The sequence below is a fragment of the Haliea sp. E1-2-M8 genome (assembly GCF_030649675.1).
GTDB lineage: Bacteria > Pseudomonadota > Gammaproteobacteria > Pseudomonadales > Halieaceae > Haliea.
This window is the reverse complement of sequence record NZ_JAUTDR010000011.1, coordinates 40,313-56,774: the sequence shown is the minus strand read 5'-3', so window position 1 is coordinate 56,774 and position 16,462 is coordinate 40,313. Positions and strand designations below refer to the sequence as shown.

Below are 16,462 nucleotides of genomic sequence, written 5' to 3'. Positions count from 1 at the left end.
CTCAGCTCGCCGCGGGCGGCTCCCGGTAACGCTCGAACCAGCCCAGGATCGCCGCCACCTTCGCCACCAGCTGGCTGGGGCGCTGGGCGATCAGGTGCGACGCACCCGGCACCCGGACCATGGCGGTGTCCACGCCCCGCAACTTCAGTGCCTGGTAATACTGTTCGGTTTCCGCCATCGGCGTGCGCAGGTCGTCCTCTCCGGTCAGGAGCATGGTGGGCGTAGTCACATTGCCCACCAGGGACAGGGGTGAACGGCGCCAGTAGGCCTCGGGGTTCTCCCAGGGCATTTCCCCAAACCAGTAGTGGGCAAAATAACTCGGCATATCCGCCGTGAGTACAAAGCTGGTCCAGTTGATGACCGGCTTGGCGACCACCGCCGCCCGGAAGCGATCACTCTTGCCGACAATCCAGGCGGTCAGGGTGCCGCCGCCGCTGCCGCCGGTGACGAACAGCTGCTTCGGATCGACATAACCCTGTTCCAACAGCGCTTCCACCCCGGACATCAGGTCATCGTAATCCTCACCGGGATAGTTGTGGTGGATCAGGTTGGCAAACTCCTCACCGTAGCTGGTGCTACCGCGAGGGTTGCTGTACAGCACCACGTAGCCCGCGGCTGCAAACAGCTGCAGCTCAGCGGCAAAGCGCGGCCCGTAGTTGGCAAAGGGGCCACCGTGGATCTCCAGGATCAGCGGATACTTGCGCGCCGGGTCGAAGTCCGGTGGCAATACCACCCAGGCCTGGATTTCGCGACCGTCGTGAGACGAGTTGAAGGTTAGTTCCCGCACCTCACCCAGGTCCCGGTGCGCCAACAGGCTTTCATTGAGCGCCGTCAATGGCTGCCGGCGGTCGCTGCCGAAACGCCCCGCCACCAGCTCGGCCGGTGAGCCCGCAGTGCCAGCGGTGTAGACATAGTGCTGTCCGCCGGCGGCGTAATCCGCGCCAGCATAGGGGCGCCCGAGGTGCTTGCCGCCGAGCCCCCGCGCCAGCACCTGCATCCGCCCGGCCAGGTCAGTCGCCGCCAGCAAGGTGTCGCCGCGGTCGTCGTAATAGAACAGCAGGCGCTTGCCATCGGCGGACCAGCTCGGATGCTGGATATTGCGGTCCAGATCCGGCAGCAGCTCCCGGCGGTCGCCCCCGTCGGCATCCATCACATACAGACGGTGCCGGTGATAGCCGAGCCCGCGGTCGTCCCAGCCGACCCAGGCCAGGCGCTTGCCGTCGGGGGACACCGTTACCTGGGTGTCGGGACCGCGCCGGTCCGTGAGCGCAGTGACAGCCCCGGAAGCAAGCTCCACCCGGTACAGGTCCGTGTTCTGCGTATCGATTTCCCAGTCGGGGTTGCGATTGGCGGAAATATACAGGGCAGCACTGTCCGCGCTCCAGGCAATAGTGCCACTGTGATGAAAGTCACCCCTGGTCAGTTGGCGCGGGCTACCCCCGTCGGCGGGCAGCACGAACACATGCTGGTAACCGTGCGGCTTGGCGCCGGACCCGTCGGCACGGTAAATCATCCGCTCAACTACCTCGGGCGCAGCCGCCCACTGCGCGCCTGCCGGTGCCTTCGGCAGCGTGCCAATAGTCGGCGGTTCCGCAGGCACCAGCATTCTGAATGCCAGCCATTCTCCGTCCGGTGACCAGGCCAGGTTGGAGGGGGCGTGCGGCACCCGGGTCAGCTGCGCGGTCTGTGCTGAATCCAGCCAACTGACATACAACTGGGGGCCGGTATCGTCACTGCGCACATAGGCCACGCGGGTGCCATCCGGTGCCAGCGCTGGCGAGCTGATACTGTCGGGCCCCGTGGTTACAGGCCGGTGGTCGCTGCCGTCAATATTGACCCGCCACAGGTTGCTGCGGGGCTGGTCGCGCATGATGTCCATGCTGTGACGCAGGTACAGCACCCGGTCGCCCGAGCTCTCGACCAGCGGTGAACTTGCCCAGGCCAGCTGGAAGACATCCTCAGCTGCAAAGGGCGTTCGCGCCTGCGCGGGTGCCGCCAGCGTCAGTGCAACGGCAGTGCCGGTGGCGACCAGTTTTCCCAGTTGAGCAATCATTCCGTCTCCCCGCCAAAATCCGTTAAACTACGCGGCATCTACCGCAACACAGCCAACCATTATGAACAACCCGCTGCTGGAAAAGAACACCCTGCCACCCTTTTCGGCCATTCGCCCGGAGCACGTGCTACCCGCCGTCACCTCGCTGCTCGAGCGCAACAAGCGCCGGGTCGGGGAGCTGCTGGCTGCGCCGGGGCCACACAGCTGGGAGTCGCTGATCCAGCCGATCGAGGACATGGAGGACGAGCTGGCGCAATGCTGGTCGCCCGTAGGCCATCTCAACGGCGTGCTCAACAGTGAAGCTCTGCGCGAAGCCTACAATGCCTGCCTGCCGCTGCTGTCCGAGTACACCACCTGGATGGGGCAGCACACGGCTCTGTTTGAGGCCTATCGCGACCTGGCCGAGCGCGGTGATTTCACCGATCTGCCGCAGGACAGGCAGCAGACTGTGAACAACGCCCTGCGGGACTTCAGGCTGGCGGGCGTGGCCTTGCCGGCAGCGCAAAAGCAGCGCTACGGTGAACTCCAGCAGCGCCTGTCTGAGCTCGGCAGCCGGTTTAGCGACAATGTACTCGACGCCACCAATGCCTGGAGCAAACCGGTCACCGCCGAGCAGCTGGCGGGCCTGCCAGACACCGCGCTGGCCAGTGCGCGCCAGGCGGCGGAACAAAAAGGGCTGGATGGCTGCCTGCTGACACTTGAGTACCCCTCTGTGTACCCCGTGCTGACCTACTGCAATGACCGGGACCTGCGGCAGGAAGTGTATATGGCCAATGTGACCCGCGCCTCGGAGCTCGGCCCCGACGCCGGCCGCTTCGACAACTCCGACCTGATCACCGAAATCCTCGGCCTGCGCCAGGAACTGGCTGGCCTGCTGGACTTCGCCAGCTACGCGGAGCTGTCCCTTGCCACCAAGATGGCGGAGTCTCCCAGCCACGTCATCGAGTTCCTGACCCAGCTGGCCGCCCGCTCCCGGCCCCAGGCACAGCAGGAGTGGCGGGAACTGTGTGAGTTCGCCGCGGCGGAACACGGCCTGGATGAGCTCAAACCCTGGGATGTGGCCTACTACAGCGAAAAGCAGCGCCAGGCCACCTTCCAGGTATCGCAGGAGGAAATCCGTCCCTACCTGCCGGTGAACCGGGTACTGGCGGGCCTGTTCGAGGTGGTGCAGCGCTTGTACGGGCTGCAGGTCGAGGAACTCTCCGGCTTCGACAGTTACCACCCCGATGCGCGCCTGTTCGAGATCCGCCAGGACGGTGTGGCCCTGGCCCGCTTCTACCTGGACCTGTACGCCCGCGCGCACAAGCAGGGCGGCGCCTGGATGGACAGCTGCCGGGTGCGCCGGCTGGATGATGGCAAACTACAGCTGCCGGTGGCCTATCTGGTCTGCAATTTTACTGCACCGGTAGGCGACCAGCCTGCCCTCCTCACCGCGAACGAGATGACCACCCTGTTCCACGAGTTTGGCCACGGCCTGCACCACATGCTGACACAGCAGCAGGTGGCTGCGGTTTCCGGCATCAACGGTGTGGCCTGGGATGCGGTAGAGCTGCCCAGCCAGTTCCTGGAAAACTGGTGCCACCAGCCGGAGGCGCTGAGCTTCATTTCCGGGCACATGACAACCGGGGAGCCGCTGCCGGAGGCTTTGCTGGAAAGAATGCTGGCGGCAAAGAATTTCCAGTCCGGCATGCAGATGGTGCGGCAACTGGAATTCGCCCTGTTCGATTTCCGCCTGCACCAGCTCTGGGGCCAGCCGGAAGTCACCGTGGAGGGCCTGCTCAATGATGTGCGCGCCGAAGTGGCAGTGATTCCCGCCATCCCCGAGAACCGCTTCCAGAACAGCTTCGGGCATATTTTCGGCGGCGGCTACGCTGCAGGCTACTACAGCTACAAGTGGGCGGAGGTGCTGTCAGCGGACGCTTTTTCGCGCTTTGAGGAGGAAGGGATTTTCAACCCACACACCGGGATGGAGTTCCGCCGCCATATTCTCGAGGCGGGCGGTTCCCAGGATGCCATGGACCTGTTCGTTTCCTTCCGCGGCCGCGAGCCAGACATCGAACCACTGCTGCACCACAGCGGGATTACCGCCTGAGGCAGAAAGCGCTGACTCAGGGCTTGCGCCAGGAGGCGCAGCCCCGCTGGCCCGGGCCGGAGGCCACGCAGAGCTCGATTTCCCGCAGGTCGTCGTTTGCTGAGAGCAGCAACAACTGCTGCAGCAGATAACTGGAGAATTCCTCGACCGTGGCATTGCGCAAAGGCAACACCCGCGTGTCGCTTTTCAGAAACAGCATTTCCTCGCTGGCGAAATAAACCCGATAGTAGTCTCCATCCTCCTCAATGCTCTGGAACGGAGAATCCGCCGCCAGTAACAAATATTCGTCTAGCGCATCGCAGAGGGACTTGAGGCGGCGCTTGTAGACGTTGTAATCCGCTGCAAACCCGTTGTCGCCCATGGGCGCGACGATCTTCGCGGAAACCGAGTAATTGTGCCCGTGCAGGCGCTCCCGCTCAGTGGCGGAAAATATGGTGAAGTGAGCGGCGGAAAACTTGTGGCTCTCCTTGTCGATGTAAAGCGTAGTGAGGCGCTCCATAGAGTGCATCCAGCCAGTTGCGGGAAAATGATTGTCCCGAGTGTACGCACAATAGGCAAGAGCGGACCGCTGCGGCACAATAGCCGACGGTCCGGCACGGCCTCCTGCAGCCAGCCGGTGCAAACTGAAACAGCATCAGGCGCGTAGAACCTGGAGCCAAACCGGTTCGGCGCTACCGTCACTCTGCTGCAGCAAGACAATGGGGGTTCCATGCACACCGCAATTATCACCGGCGCCAGCGTCGGCATCGGCCGCGCCACCGCGCAACGCTTTCTGGACATGGGGTATCGTGTCTACAATCTGTCGCGCCGCCCCTGCCCGGACCAGGGCGTACACAACATCGCCTGCGACCTGACAATGGCCGACTCCATTGCCGCGGCCTGCCGCGAACTGGCACCGGTGATCGCCGACAGCAGCAGCGTCTGCCTGCTGCACAACGCCAGCCAGATGCGCAAGGACGCGGTGATCAACTGCGACAGCGACGACCTGCGGCAGGTGCTGGAAACAAACGTGGTTGCGGTCAACAGCCTCAACCAGGCGCTGTTACCTGCGCTGCCCAGAGGATCCAGCCTGCTGTATATCGGCTCCACTCTGTCGGAAAAGGCGGTGGCGGGCTCCTTCAGCTACGTGATCAGCAAACACGCGCAGCTCGGCATGATGCGCGCCAGCTGCCAGGATCTCATGGGCAGCGGCATCCACACCGCCCTGATCTGCCCGGGCTTCACCGATACGGAAATGCTGCGCACACACATCGGCAACAACCCGGATGTGGTGGCGGCGATCGGCGGCATGAATGCCTTCGGGCGCCTGATCGAGCCACGCGAAATTGCCGAGCTGATTGTCTGGGCGCACGCCAATCCGGTAATCAACGGCGCGGTACTGCACGCCAACCTGGGCCAGAAGGAAGCCTGAATTGGCCTCCCTGCAGGTGGTCTGGGAGCGCCGGGAGCGGGTATTCCTGGTTCTTGCCGGCACCTTCCTCTGTGCCATGACCCTGCTGAACGTGATCGGGATTACCCGGTTCATCCAGGTCGGCCCGATGGCGCTGGCAGTCGGCGTGCTCCCCTACCCCCTGACGTTTCTCTGCACTGACCTGGTCTGCGAACTCTACGGCCGGGCCCGAGCCAACTTCCTGGTCAGCGTCGGCCTGGGTCTGAATTTCTTCATCCTGTTCGTGCTGTTTCTCGGTGACGCGCTGCCTTCAGTCGGTCCCGGCGCAATGCCACCGTGGCAGATCCTGCAGCTGGCAGAGCCGGTCATGCTGCCCAGTGGCGAGATCGTGCGCGACAGCATCGGGCTCTACCAGCTGATCTATGCCACCACCTCGGGCGCTGTGTTTGCCTCCATGCTGGCCTACATCGCGGCCCAGTACTGCGATGTCCAGCTGTTCCATTTCTGGAAACGGGTCACCCGGGGCAAGTACCTGTGGGTGCGCAACAATTTCAGCACCTTGATGAGCCAGATGGTCGACTCGGTGATGGTCATCACCGTAACCTTCGGTGCCGCATTCCTCCGCGGCGACATCGCCTTCCAGGGACTGCTGGTGCTGATCGGCAGCAATTACCTGTTCAAGGCGACAGTAGCCCTGCTCGATACCGGTCCCTTCTACCTGTTGGTGCACTACCTGCGCCGCTATCTGCAGCTCGGCCCCGAGGATTACGCCGTGCCGGGAGGCAACACCGACTCCGCCGCGGCTTGAGTCCCACGGCAGCCGGTACTGGATGCCGCAGGGAGATAGGGCTATCCTTTCAGCTTGAGGAATCGCTTGTAGTCGCCCCGGCCATCGGGCTATTGGAGGCCGCTGTCAGCCGGGAATCCCGCCTTGAAATACAGTAATGAACTGCTGCTTGAGATCCTCACGGCCCTGCCCGACCGGGTATTTGTGCTGACCGAATCCGGCCGCTATGCGATGACAATCGGGGGGACCGACACCCGCTACTACCACAGCGGAGCCCTGTTGCTGGATTTGACGTTGCACGATGTCATGCCCGCGAACAAGGCCGACTGGTTTCTGGACGAAATTCGCCAGGCGCTGCAGGATCAGCGCCCCCGTATCATCCTCTACAGCCTCGGCGACAGTGAGGTCAAGGGACTCGAAGGCGAGCCAGGACCAAGGGAGGAGCTCTGGTTTGAGGGCAGCATTCGGCCCCTAGCAACTCTGCTCGACGGCGAACGGACGGTAATCTGGGTCGCCCGCAATATCACCGAGAGCCGTCGGCTGCGCCTGAAGCTTGAAAAACAGGCAGAACTCGATCAACTGACCGGCACCTACAACCGGCACAAGCTTATGGAACTTCTCCGTGGCCAGCTGTCGGAATTTCACCGCTACAAGCACCCGTTCTCACTGATCCTCCTGGATGTGGATCACTTCAAAACCTTCAACGACCGTTTCGGCCACCTCATTGGTGATCAGGTACTGCGCTGCGTAGCCGAACACTGTGCTGCCGGGCTGCGCGAACATGACATGCTCTGTCGCTTCGGCGGAGAAGAATTCGTCATCGTCCTGCCGCACACTTGCGGCAGCGAGGCCATCCCTCTCGCGGAAAGACTGCGCGACCGCATTGAGCAGCTCGATCTCACCGCATCTGCGGGAACGCCCTGCACCCTGTCCATCAGCGCCGGTATCAGTACCTGCCGGAGCAATGACCTAGAGGTGGAGGCCCTGCTGCAGCGCGCTGACGAGGCGCTCTACCAGGCCAAGGGGCTGGGGCGCAACAGGGTGGTTGCCTACCTGTAGCGCGCCAATCATCAGCCCGCGACGCGCAGGGCAGCCACGTTCAATCCGGATGCGGGCCGAAGGCATTCCCGGGCGAGATCTTCGGCAATCTCATGGGTGGGCCGTTGGGTGCTGTCTGCCCGCAGCAGGACCTCGGCCAGGGTCTGCTCTATGCGCTCGACATGGCTGCGCTTGACCTCATCCGCTGAACCGATTCGCTGGTGGTGCACATCGATGATGCCACCGGCGTTGATCAGGAAATCCGGACAATAGAGGATGCCGTGATCCTGCAGGCGGGCGCTGTCATCGGCGGTCGCCAGCTGATTGTTGGCGGCGCCGGCAACGATACCGGCGCGCAATGCGGCGATGCTGCGCCCGTCCAGCACCGCCCCCATCGCGCAGGGTGAGAGGATATCCACTTCCAGCGTCAGGATCTCACCTGCCGCGACCGGCATCACACCCAGCTCGTCAACCGCACGCCGCAGGTTGGCCTCGTTGAGATCCGCGCCATAAACCGTGGCACCGTCGTTGCGCAAATGGCGCGCCAGGTAATAGCCCACGTGCCCCAGCCCCTGAATCGCAACCCGCAGGCCCGCGCAGCTGTCCGCACCGAGCCGGTGACGCACCGCGGTACGAATACCGAGAAAGACGCCATAGGCGGTGCTGGGCGACGGATCGCCGCCGAACTCGTTGTCGTTCATGCCGCTGACATGGGGCGTGCGCTCCGCCATCAGCCGGATATCGGCCACCGCGGTGCCGGAATCCTCCGCCGCCACGTAGCGCCCGCCCTGGGAATGAATGAATTCGCCCATGGCCCGCATCAGCGCCGGTGTCTTGTCGCGGCGCGAGTCGCCGATGATCACTGACTTGCCGCCACCCAGCGGCAAGCCCGCGAGGGCGGACTTGTAGGTCATGCCCCGGGACAGACGCAGTACATCGTGCAGCGCCTCCTCTTCACTGGCATAGGGGAACATGCGACAACCGCCGACAGCGGGCCCCAGCGTTGTATCGTGCACCGCGATAATCGCCCGCAGGCCGGTCCCTTTGTCGGCGCCAAATGTGACCAGCTCGTGCTGATCGAATGCGGGGGCAGAAAAAACGCTCATGGAAATATCCTCTGGATCGTTATTGGCAGGGGTGGTTCAGGCCGCGTTGACAATCGTGACCGGGGTCGCCGCCGCGCCGTGGAGCTCACGCAGCAACTCCTCCCGGCGCAACGCCAACAGCTCGCGGTTGCGGTCCTTGACGTGGCCGAAGCCGCGCAGTTTCGCGGGCAGCCGCGCCAGCTCCAGGGCGGCAACGTAGTTGTCGTCGTTCAGCGCGGGCGGCAGTTGCTCAAGCAGCGCCAGGTACTCCTTAAGGTCAGCCCGTTCCTGGCGCCGTTCCGCGGTGCGCCCAAAAATATCCAGGGCGCTGCCACGCAGGAAACGCAGTCGAGCCAGCACGCCGAACGCGCGCAGCATCCAGGGGCCGAATTCCTGCTTGATCAGGTGGCCGGTATTGGGATCGCGCTTGCTGAACAGGGGTGGGGCCAGATGGAAGCGCAGCTCGTAGTCGCCTTCGAACTGCCGATCCAGCTTGCGCAGGAACTCGCCGTCACTGTAGAGACGGGCGACCTCGTACTCATCCTTGATTGCCATCAGCTTGAACAGGTTGCGGGCGACCGCGACGCTGATACTGTCCGCCTCTACCGCACGCGGATCGGCAGCACGTACGCGCTCGACCTGCCGGCGGTACTGGTCGGCGTAGTCCGCGTTCTGGTAGTCCGTCAGCCGGGCGCTGCGGTCTTTGACAATATCCTCGAAGCTCTGCAGGCGCACCGGGACTTGCGGCGCCACCTCTTCGACCAGTGCCAGCACCCGCTCCGGCTGGTGGGCGCAGCGGCGTCCCCAGAGAAACGCCTCTTTGTTGAACCCGACCGCCACGCCATTGAGTTCGATGGCCTCAGCCAGCGCCGTCGCCGATACCGGCACCAGGCCCTGCTGCCAGGCATAGCCAAGCAGGAACAGATTGGAGCCGATGGAGTCACCCAGCAACTGGGTTGCTATGCGGGTGGAATCGATAAAGAAGGTTGCGGATTCGCCCGCCTCATCGCTGACCTTGGCCTTCATCGCCGCGGTGGGGAAGCGTGCATCCGGATCAAGGATAAACGCCGAGGTGGGCACTTCCGCGTCATTGACCACGGCGTGGGTCCGGCCCTGGGCGACCTTGCCGAGAGCCTCGTAGGTGGAGGTCACCACCAGATCGCAGCCCAGCAGCAGGTCGGCCTCGCCGGCGGGAATACGCACGGCCTTGATGTCATCCTGGCTGGCACTGACCCGCACATGGCTCACCACCGCGCCGAATTTCTGCGCCAGACCGGTCTGGTTCATGGTCGCGCAGCCCTTGCCTTCAATGTGCGCGGCCATTGCCACCAGGGCGGTAATCGTCAGCACGCCGGTGCCACCGACGCCGGTCACCACCGTGTTCCAGGGCTTGTCCAGACTGGGCAGCACAGGCTCCGGCAGCGGGTCGAACAGGGTATCGACATTGCCGGCGGCGCCATCCGGCTTGCGCAACGTGCCGCCGATCACGGACACGAAGCTGGGGCAAAAACCTTTGGCGCAGCTGTAATCCTTGTTGCAGGAGCTCTGGTCGATCTGGCGCTTGCGCCCCAGCTCGGTCTCCTTGGGGATCACCGAGAGGCAATTGGACTTGATGCTGCAGTCGCCGCAGCCTTCGCAGACCGCGTCATTGATGAACAGGCGCTTGGCCGGGTCTTCCAGGCTGCCTTTCTTGCGTCGGCGCCGCTTCTCCGCGGCACAGGTCTGAACATAGACGATTACCGAAGTACCGTCGTATTCGCGCAGCTCGCGCTGCAGGGCGTCCAGCTCGTCGCGGTGATGCAGACTGTAGCCGGTGACGCCGTGGAACTGGCCGCGCCAGGCCTCCGGATGGTCACTGACCAGGGCGATACGGTGGACGCGCTCCGCGGCTACCTGCTTGATCAGGTCGCTGACTGTAAGGGTGCCGTCAAGCGGCTGGCCACCGGTCATGGCGACCGCATCGTTGTACAGGATCTTGTAGGTGATACTCACCCCGGAGGCGACCGCCGCGCGAATCGCCAGCAGCCCCGAGTGGAAGTAGGTGCCGTCACCCAGGTTCTGGAACACATGTTTGGTGGTGGTAAATGGCGCCTGGCCAATCCAGGTCGCACCCTCCCCGCCCATCTGGGTGAAGGTGTGGGTGTCGCGATCCGGCATCCAGGTGGCCATGTAATGGCAGCCGATCCCGCCAAAGGCGTGGCTGCCTTCAGGCACCTTGGTGGAGGTGTTGTGCGGGCAGCCAGAGCAGAAATGCGGCACCCGCTCAATAATGTCGCGCGGCTGTGCCAGGGAAGCTTCCTTCTGCTCGATCCAGCGAACGCGGCGGTCCATGGTTTCGGACTGGTAAAAGCGCCGGATCCGGCTGGCAATCGCCAGCGCCACCATGGCCGGGGTCAGCTCGGCGAGATTGGGCAACAGGTCACGACCCTCCTCGTCGAACTCGCCAAACACGCGCGGGCGCGCTGCCACCGGGTAGTTGTAGAGCTGGCCGGTAAGCTGGTCCTCGATGATGGAGCGCTTCTCCTCCACCACCAGAATCTCCTCCAGCCCCTCGGCAAAGTCGTGGGTGGTGCGCGGCTCCAGCGGCCAGGGCATGCCCACCTTGTAGACGCGCAGGCCAATCTCCGCGGCCACGGCATCGTCGATGCCCATGTCCTCCAGCGCCTGCATCACGTCCAGGTAGGCCTTGCCGGTGGTGATAATGCCAAAACGCGGATTGGGGCAATCCACCACGATACGATTGAGGCCGTTGACCCGGGCGAACTCCCGGGCTGCATAGATCTTGTATTTGTTGAGCCTCAGCTCCTGCTCCAGCGGCTTGTCCGGCCAGCGTGCGTGCACCCCGTCAGGCGGCAGCTGGAATTCCTCCGGGATCACAATCTCGATGCGGTTGGGGTCGATATCCGCGGAAATCGCGGAATCCATGTTTTCGGTGATAGCCTTCAGCGCGACCCAGCAACCGCTGTAGCGCGACAATTCCCAGCCGAAAATACCCAGGTCCAACACTTCCTGTACGTTGCAGGGGCTCAGCACCGGCACCGATGCACCGATGAACATATGCTCGGACTGGTGCGGCAGGGTGGATGACTTGCAGGCATGGTCATCGCCCGCGACCGCCAGCACGCCGCCATAGCGGGAGGTGCCGAAGGCGTTGGCGTGCTTGAACACATCCATGCTGCGGTCGACACCGGGGCCCTTGCCGTACCACATGCCGAAGACGCCGTCGTATTTGGCGCCGCCGAAGAGGTTGGTCTGCTGGCTGCCCCAGACTGCGGTCGCCGCCAGGTCCTCGTTCAGACCGGGCTGGAAATGCACGTTGTGTTGCGCCAGCCAGGGTTTGGCCTTCCACAGGGCCTGGTCGACCCCGCCCAGAGGCGAACCGCGATAGCCGGAAATGAAGGCGGCTGTGTTGAGCCCGGCGCGCTGGTCGCGCTGGTGCTGCAGCATCGGCAGGCGCACCAGTGCCTCGATACCCGTCATGTAGGCGCGGGCCGTATCCAGGGCGTACTTGTCGTCCAGGGACACCTTGCGGATGGCCTTGCTGTTATCTGTACCCATAGTTGCAGCTCCTCCGAGAAGCGGAATTGTCGCGTAAAAGTATAGGAAGAGTTATTTGATTTGCCGGCGTTTTCCGCTCTAATGCGCATAATATATGCGCCCAAACAGAGGCAGGAGGGTTTAATGTCCAATATTGTTGGCAAACAAGACGTAGAGATTCTGAAAATGCTGCAGCGGGACGCCACCATCAGCACCGCCACTATCGCCGAACGTATCAACCTGTCCCAGTCACCCTGCTGGCGCCGCATCAACCGCATGGAGGAAGAGGGGCTGATTCAGCGTCGGGTTGCCCTCCTCGATCGGACCCGCCTGGGTATGGAGGTGGTGGTTTTCGCGACCATCAACCTCACCTCCACCGGGCGCCAGAACCTGATGAGCTTTGAACAGGAAATCGTGCGCCATCCGGAGGTGATGGAGTGCTATACAATGACCGGCATCTGGGATTACATGCTCAAGATCGTGACCCGGGACATTCGCCACTATGAGGATTTTGTGCGCAACACGCTGACTGCCAGCCCGGCGATCCGTGAACTGCATTCACATATGGCGGTCACTGAAATCAAGAACAGCACCGAATTGCCGCTGGACACACAACTGTAAGATAACCTCAGAATGTGTCGATATTGAGGAGGCAGGGTACCAGGACGCAAACGCCATGCTGCAAAGCAAGTTACCGGATGTCGGTACCACCATATTCACCCGTATGTCAGCTCTCGCTGCGGAACAGCAGGCGCTGAACCTGTCCCAGGGCTTTCCGGACTTTCCGGCGCCGCTTGCCCTGCGCACGGCACTTGCCCACCACGCCCTGGAGGGACACAACCAGTACGCGCCAATGGCGGGGCTGCCAGCGCTGCGAGAGGCGATTGCCGGCCAGCTCGCCCGACATCGGGGGGTGCGTTGCGATCCGGACACCGAGGTCACCGTAGTCCCGGGCGCCACGGAGGCTATCTACTGCGCGATTACCGCCTGCGTGCGCCCCGGGGACGAGGTGATTCTGCTGGACCCCTGTTATGACAGCTACCGACCCGCGGTAACCCTGGCCGGAGGGGTTCCCGTTCACGTCCCCCTGCACACGCCCGCCTTTGCCCCGGACTGGGAGCGGATTGAGCAGGCCATCAGTGCCAGAACCCGCCTGCTGGTGATCAATTCCCCGCACAACCCCACCGGTGCCGTCATGAGCCGGGAGGACCTGCTGCAACTGGAGAGCCTGGTCACCCGTCACGGCCTGTTCGTAGTGAGCGATGAGGTCTACGAGTATCTGGTCTACGACGGCCGTCAGCATCACAGCGCCCTGCAGTTCGAAGCCCTGCGCTCGCGCTGCTTCGCGGTTTTCTCCTTTGGCAAGACCTTCGGCGTCACTGGCTGGAAAACGGGCTACTGCGTAGCCCCGCCGGCGCTCACCGCGGAACTGCGCAAGGTGCATCAGTTCGTCTGCTTTGTGGCAGTGACGCCGGTGCAGCAGGCGCTGGCTGACTTCATGACGCGCGAGCCCGACTACCCTCTGGGCCTGGCGGCAAGCTACCAGCACAAGCGCGATCTGTTCTGCGCGGCGCTGGCGGACTCCCGTTTCACGTTCCAGCCCAGCGCCGGCAGCTACTTTCAGCTGCTGGACTACAGCGCCGTCAGCGCCAGCGCCGATACGCTACTGTGTGAGCAGTGGACCCGGGAGCCAGGCGTCGCCTCGATACCGGTCTCGGTGTTCTATCAACAACCACCCCCGCAGCGGCTGCTGCGGTTCTGCTTTGCCAAGCAGGACGAGCAGCTGCTGCGCGCAGCGGAGCGTTTATGCAAGATTTGACCGTAAGCCTGGTGCAGTGCGAGCTCGCCTGGGAGGCCCCCGCCGACAACCGCCAGCACCTTGCAGCCCGGATGGCGGAAATTACTGGGCGCAGCGACCTTGTGGTGCTGCCGGAAATGTTCACCACCGGGTTTTCCATGAACGCCCTCGGCAACGCCGAGGAGCCTGGCGGCGCCACCGAGCAATGGCTGCTGGACCAGGCCCGGCAGCGAGATTGTGCCGTCACCGGCAGCATCGCGGTGCGGGTCGGCGACGCGGTCTACAACCGGATGCTGTTCGCTACCCCGGAAGGCGTGAGCCACTACGACAAGCGGCATCTGTTTCGCATGGCCGGGGAGCAGAAACGCTACGCCGCGGGGCAGGAGCGGGTCATCGTGGCCTGGCGTGGCTGGCGCATCAATCTGCAGGTTTGCTATGACCTGCGCTTTCCGGTGTTCAGCCGCAATCGGCAGGACTACGACCTGATGCTGTTCGTGGCCAACTGGCCAGCAGCACGGCGGCTGCACTGGCGGGCACTGCTGCCGGCGAGGGCGATCGAGAATCTGGCTTGCGTTGCAGGTGTGAATCGAATCGGGCAGGACGCCAAGGGGTTGGACTATTCAGGTGACAGCATGGCCCTGGACGCGGAGGGTCAAATGCTGGCAGACCTGGAAAACAAAAACGGCACCGGCAGCGTGGTGCTGAGCGGTGCCGATCTGGTGGCCTATCGCGAACGGTTCCCTTGCCACCTGGACGCGGACGACTTCCAGCTACGCTAGCCAGAGGTCGCCCGATCCAGCAAGGATTACTCCTTGTATTCCACTTCCAGAGTTGCCATTACGCGGCGGTTTTCGGCGCGGCCGGCGTCAGTGTCGTTAGAGGCGACCGGGCGGGCTTCGCCGTAGCCGACCGCTTCCAGACGATTCGCCGCAATGCCATGCTGGTTGACCAGCAGATCAATCACTGCCTGGGCACGACGCTGGGACAGCTGCTGGTTGTAGTTCTCCGGACCAACGCTGTCGGTATGCCCTTCAACGTCTACCTGCAGATCATCGAAACGCTTGAGGAAAGTCGCCAGCTCGCCGATGTCAGCGAAGTAATGCTCCTTGACCACAGTGGAATCGAAGTCGAAGTTGACCTTCAGCTTGATCGAGGCTACCTGGGCTACCGGCAGCGGACAGCCGTCGGCATCAACGCGGGTACCGGGCGCGGTGCCGGGGCACTTGTCGCGGTCATCGGTGACGCCGTCACCGTCTGAATCCACCGGCGCGGCCGGTTCTGCTGCGGCCACTACGGGTGCAGACACGTCTCCGAAGTAGTAATTCAGGCCGGCGCTGAACAGGAAGTCATTCTCGTTCTCGTCCAGGCTATGCAGCATCCGGGCTTCCAGACGGGCGCCAAAACGCGGGGTCAGCATCCAGCGCATACCGGCACCGGCATTGGCCGTGGTTTCCACAGTATCAAAGGCGCCGGCGTCGATGTCGATCTCACCCATGCCAAAGGCCAGGTAGGGCCTCACACGCATGGTTTCGCCGATGTAACTGCCGCCGTAGTAGAGCATGCCCAACTGCCAGGTGGCGACATCCGTCCGGGTGCCGTCGCTGTACCGTGAGTCGTCTTCCGCGTACAGGATTTCCGCGGCCCAGTTGTCGGTGAAGGCATATTCAAGGCCCAACCAGGGTGTATCGGTGTCCTCGAGGCGACGATCGCCGTCGAAATACCAGTGCGCGATACCTGCGTTGATCGTCAGGGGCACCTCGGAAGAGGCGGGCGTTGAGATCAGCGACGCCGCTGCGGCAGCGGCAGCAACGCCTGCGAGAATCCGTTGTTTCATTGCAATAACTCCTGTGTTTGAACTGGCTAGGCGCATCAGGCCCCTAATATCGGCAAGGATACAGTGGTTTGCCCGCATATCCAGTGTCATGGTAGCGCATTAATTACGGTGTTTTTAGCCTTGCGGATGACTTCGGGGCGGCGCTCAAAACCCCAGCACGAGCTTTACGAAGGGTACTGTGAGCGCACGCTGCTCGGCCAGGGACCTTGAATCGAGGGTTTCCAGCAGCGCCATCAGGTCCGCCAGGCTCCGCGGCGCCCGGCTGACCAGGAAGCGGCTTACCTCCGCCGGCATGTCCAGACCCCGGCAGCGGGCCCGATACCGCAGTATTGCCTGTTTGCGCTCATCATCAGGGGTTGGCAGCTGAAACACCGGCCCCCAGCCAAGGCGGGACTGCAGGTCCGGCAGTACCACCGGCAATTGTCGCGGGCTGGCGCTGGCACTCAGCAGCAACCGACACCCGGCCGCCCGGGCCCGGTTACAGAAATGAAACAGGGCCAGCTCCCAGGCCTCAACGCCAACCACGGCATCGATGTCGTCAAGGCAGACCAGTTGCCTGCTTTCCAGGCCCTGCAACAACTGCTCTCCCGGCAACGTTGCCAGCTCCGCCAAAGGCAGATAGCAACTCGCCGCGGGCAGCAAATGGCAGGCCGCCTGCAGCAGGTGGGACCTGCCGCTCCCGGCGCTACCGTGGAGAAACAGCAGCAGCTCGCCCGCCGGAGCCGCCTGCGCCCGCACCGCAGCCAGCAACGGCTCCAGCGCTGGCGCAGGCAGGAAACTGGCCAGGGTGGCATCATCGCGCAGCTGCATGTTCAGGGCGAGCTGCCGGGCGGGGCCTGCTGTCACCC

13 protein-coding genes are annotated in these 16,462 nt (G+C 63.4%); 7 read left to right on the top strand and 6 right to left on the bottom strand.

Annotated elements, in window-relative coordinates:
- Position 1 precedes the first annotated feature (1 nt).
- Positions 2–2,053, bottom strand: coding sequence for a S9 family peptidase (locus Q6D67_RS10830; protein WP_304705628.1), 2,052 nt, complete (start codon positions 2,051–2,053; stop codon positions 2–4).
- A 61-nt stretch (positions 2,054–2,114) separates the two neighbouring features.
- On the opposite strand from Q6D67_RS10830, the gene prlC reads away from it, so the two are divergent.
- Positions 2,115–4,145 carry an oligopeptidase A gene (prlC, locus tag Q6D67_RS10825; RefSeq protein ID WP_304705627.1) on the top strand — a complete coding sequence of 677 codons (2,031 nt, stop codon included), beginning with the start codon at positions 2,115–2,117 and terminating at the stop codon, positions 4,143–4,145.
- A gap of 16 nt (positions 4,146–4,161) precedes the next feature.
- On the opposite strand, the gene Q6D67_RS10820 is transcribed toward prlC, so the two are convergent.
- On the bottom strand, positions 4,162–4,644 hold the full coding sequence (locus Q6D67_RS10820) for a 6-carboxytetrahydropterin synthase (RefSeq protein ID WP_304705626.1): 483 nt from the start codon (positions 4,642–4,644) through the stop codon (positions 4,162–4,164).
- A gap of 210 nt (positions 4,645–4,854) precedes the next feature.
- On the opposite strand from Q6D67_RS10820, the gene Q6D67_RS10815 reads away from it, so the two are divergent.
- From Q6D67_RS10815 to Q6D67_RS10805, 3 genes are all read left to right on the top strand, one after another.
- Positions 4,855–5,556, top strand: a complete 702-nt coding sequence (locus Q6D67_RS10815; protein WP_304705625.1) for an SDR family oxidoreductase — start codon at positions 4,855–4,857, stop codon at positions 5,554–5,556.
- 1 nt (position 5,557) lies between these two features.
- Positions 5,558–6,343, top strand: a complete 786-nt coding sequence (locus tag Q6D67_RS10810) for a queuosine precursor transporter (protein WP_304705624.1) — start codon at positions 5,558–5,560, stop codon at positions 6,341–6,343.
- Between the two features lie 123 nt (positions 6,344–6,466).
- Positions 6,467–7,381 (top strand): sensor domain-containing diguanylate cyclase, encoded by a 915-nt coding sequence (locus tag Q6D67_RS10805; RefSeq protein ID WP_304705623.1) that lies wholly within the window; start codon positions 6,467–6,469, stop codon positions 7,379–7,381.
- A gap of 11 nt (positions 7,382–7,392) precedes the next feature.
- On the opposite strand, the gene Q6D67_RS10800 is transcribed toward Q6D67_RS10805, so the two are convergent.
- Both Q6D67_RS10800 and Q6D67_RS10795 read right to left on the bottom strand, forming a co-directional pair.
- On the bottom strand, positions 7,393–8,466 hold the full coding sequence (locus tag Q6D67_RS10800) for a Glu/Leu/Phe/Val dehydrogenase (protein ID WP_304705622.1): 1,074 nt from the start codon (positions 8,464–8,466) through the stop codon (positions 7,393–7,395).
- Between the two features lie 36 nt (positions 8,467–8,502).
- The gene (locus Q6D67_RS10795; protein ID WP_304705621.1) at positions 8,503–12,003 is read right to left on the bottom strand and encodes an indolepyruvate ferredoxin oxidoreductase family protein; all 3,501 of its coding nucleotides are present in this window, start codon (positions 12,001–12,003) and stop codon (positions 8,503–8,505) included.
- 123 nt (positions 12,004–12,126) lie between these two features.
- Between Q6D67_RS10795 and Q6D67_RS10790 the strand changes: the two genes are divergently transcribed.
- Genes Q6D67_RS10790 through Q6D67_RS10780 form a run of 3 tightly spaced genes read left to right on the top strand, consistent with a single transcriptional unit; the run spans position 12,127 to position 14,559 of the window.
- Positions 12,127–12,603 (top strand): Lrp/AsnC family transcriptional regulator, encoded by a 477-nt coding sequence (locus Q6D67_RS10790; RefSeq protein ID WP_304705620.1) that lies wholly within the window; start codon positions 12,127–12,129, stop codon positions 12,601–12,603.
- A gap of 55 nt (positions 12,604–12,658) precedes the next feature.
- Positions 12,659–13,801 carry a methionine aminotransferase gene (locus Q6D67_RS10785; protein ID WP_304705619.1) on the top strand — a complete coding sequence of 381 codons (1,143 nt, stop codon included), beginning with the start codon at positions 12,659–12,661 and terminating at the stop codon, positions 13,799–13,801.
- Positions 13,789–14,559, top strand: coding sequence for an amidohydrolase (locus tag Q6D67_RS10780; RefSeq protein ID WP_304705618.1), 771 nt, complete (start codon positions 13,789–13,791; stop codon positions 14,557–14,559). The genes Q6D67_RS10785 and Q6D67_RS10780 overlap by 13 nt, the downstream gene beginning before the upstream one ends.
- Before the next feature lie 26 nt (positions 14,560–14,585).
- Here Q6D67_RS10780 and Q6D67_RS10775 read toward each other — a convergent pair whose 3' ends face one another.
- Entirely contained in the window at positions 14,586–15,614 is a 1,029-nt protein-coding gene (locus Q6D67_RS10775; RefSeq protein ID WP_304705617.1) for an OmpA family protein, read from the bottom strand.
- 144 nt (positions 15,615–15,758) lie between these two features.
- A complete protein-coding gene (hda, locus tag Q6D67_RS10770) occupies positions 15,759–16,460 on the bottom strand; it encodes a DnaA regulatory inactivator Hda (protein WP_304705616.1) in 702 nt (233 codons plus the stop codon).
- Positions 16,461–16,462: the final 2 nt, after the last annotated feature.

Coding starts and splice junctions, on each gene's coding strand:
- Q6D67_RS10830 (WP_304705628.1), bottom strand. CDS start 2,053: ATGATTGCTCAACTGGGAAAACTGGTCGCCACCGGCACTGCCGTTGCA.
- prlC (WP_304705627.1), top strand. CDS start 2,115: ATGAACAACCCGCTGCTGGAAAAGAACACCCTGCCACCCTTTTCGGCC.
- Q6D67_RS10820 (WP_304705626.1), bottom strand. CDS start 4,644: ATGGAGCGCCTCACTACGCTTTACATCGACAAGGAGAGCCACAAGTTT.
- Q6D67_RS10815 (WP_304705625.1), top strand. CDS start 4,855: ATGCACACCGCAATTATCACCGGCGCCAGCGTCGGCATCGGCCGCGCC.
- Q6D67_RS10800 (WP_304705622.1), bottom strand. CDS start 8,466: ATGAGCGTTTTTTCTGCCCCCGCATTCGATCAGCACGAGCTGGTCACA.
- Q6D67_RS10795 (WP_304705621.1), bottom strand. CDS start 12,003: ATGGGTACAGATAACAGCAAGGCCATCCGCAAGGTGTCCCTGGACGAC.
- Q6D67_RS10790 (WP_304705620.1), top strand. CDS start 12,127: ATGTCCAATATTGTTGGCAAACAAGACGTAGAGATTCTGAAAATGCTG.
- Q6D67_RS10785 (WP_304705619.1), top strand. CDS start 12,659: ATGCTGCAAAGCAAGTTACCGGATGTCGGTACCACCATATTCACCCGT.
- Q6D67_RS10780 (WP_304705618.1), top strand. CDS start 13,789: ATGCAAGATTTGACCGTAAGCCTGGTGCAGTGCGAGCTCGCCTGGGAG.
- Q6D67_RS10775 (WP_304705617.1), bottom strand. CDS start 15,614: ATGAAACAACGGATTCTCGCAGGCGTTGCTGCCGCTGCCGCAGCGGCG.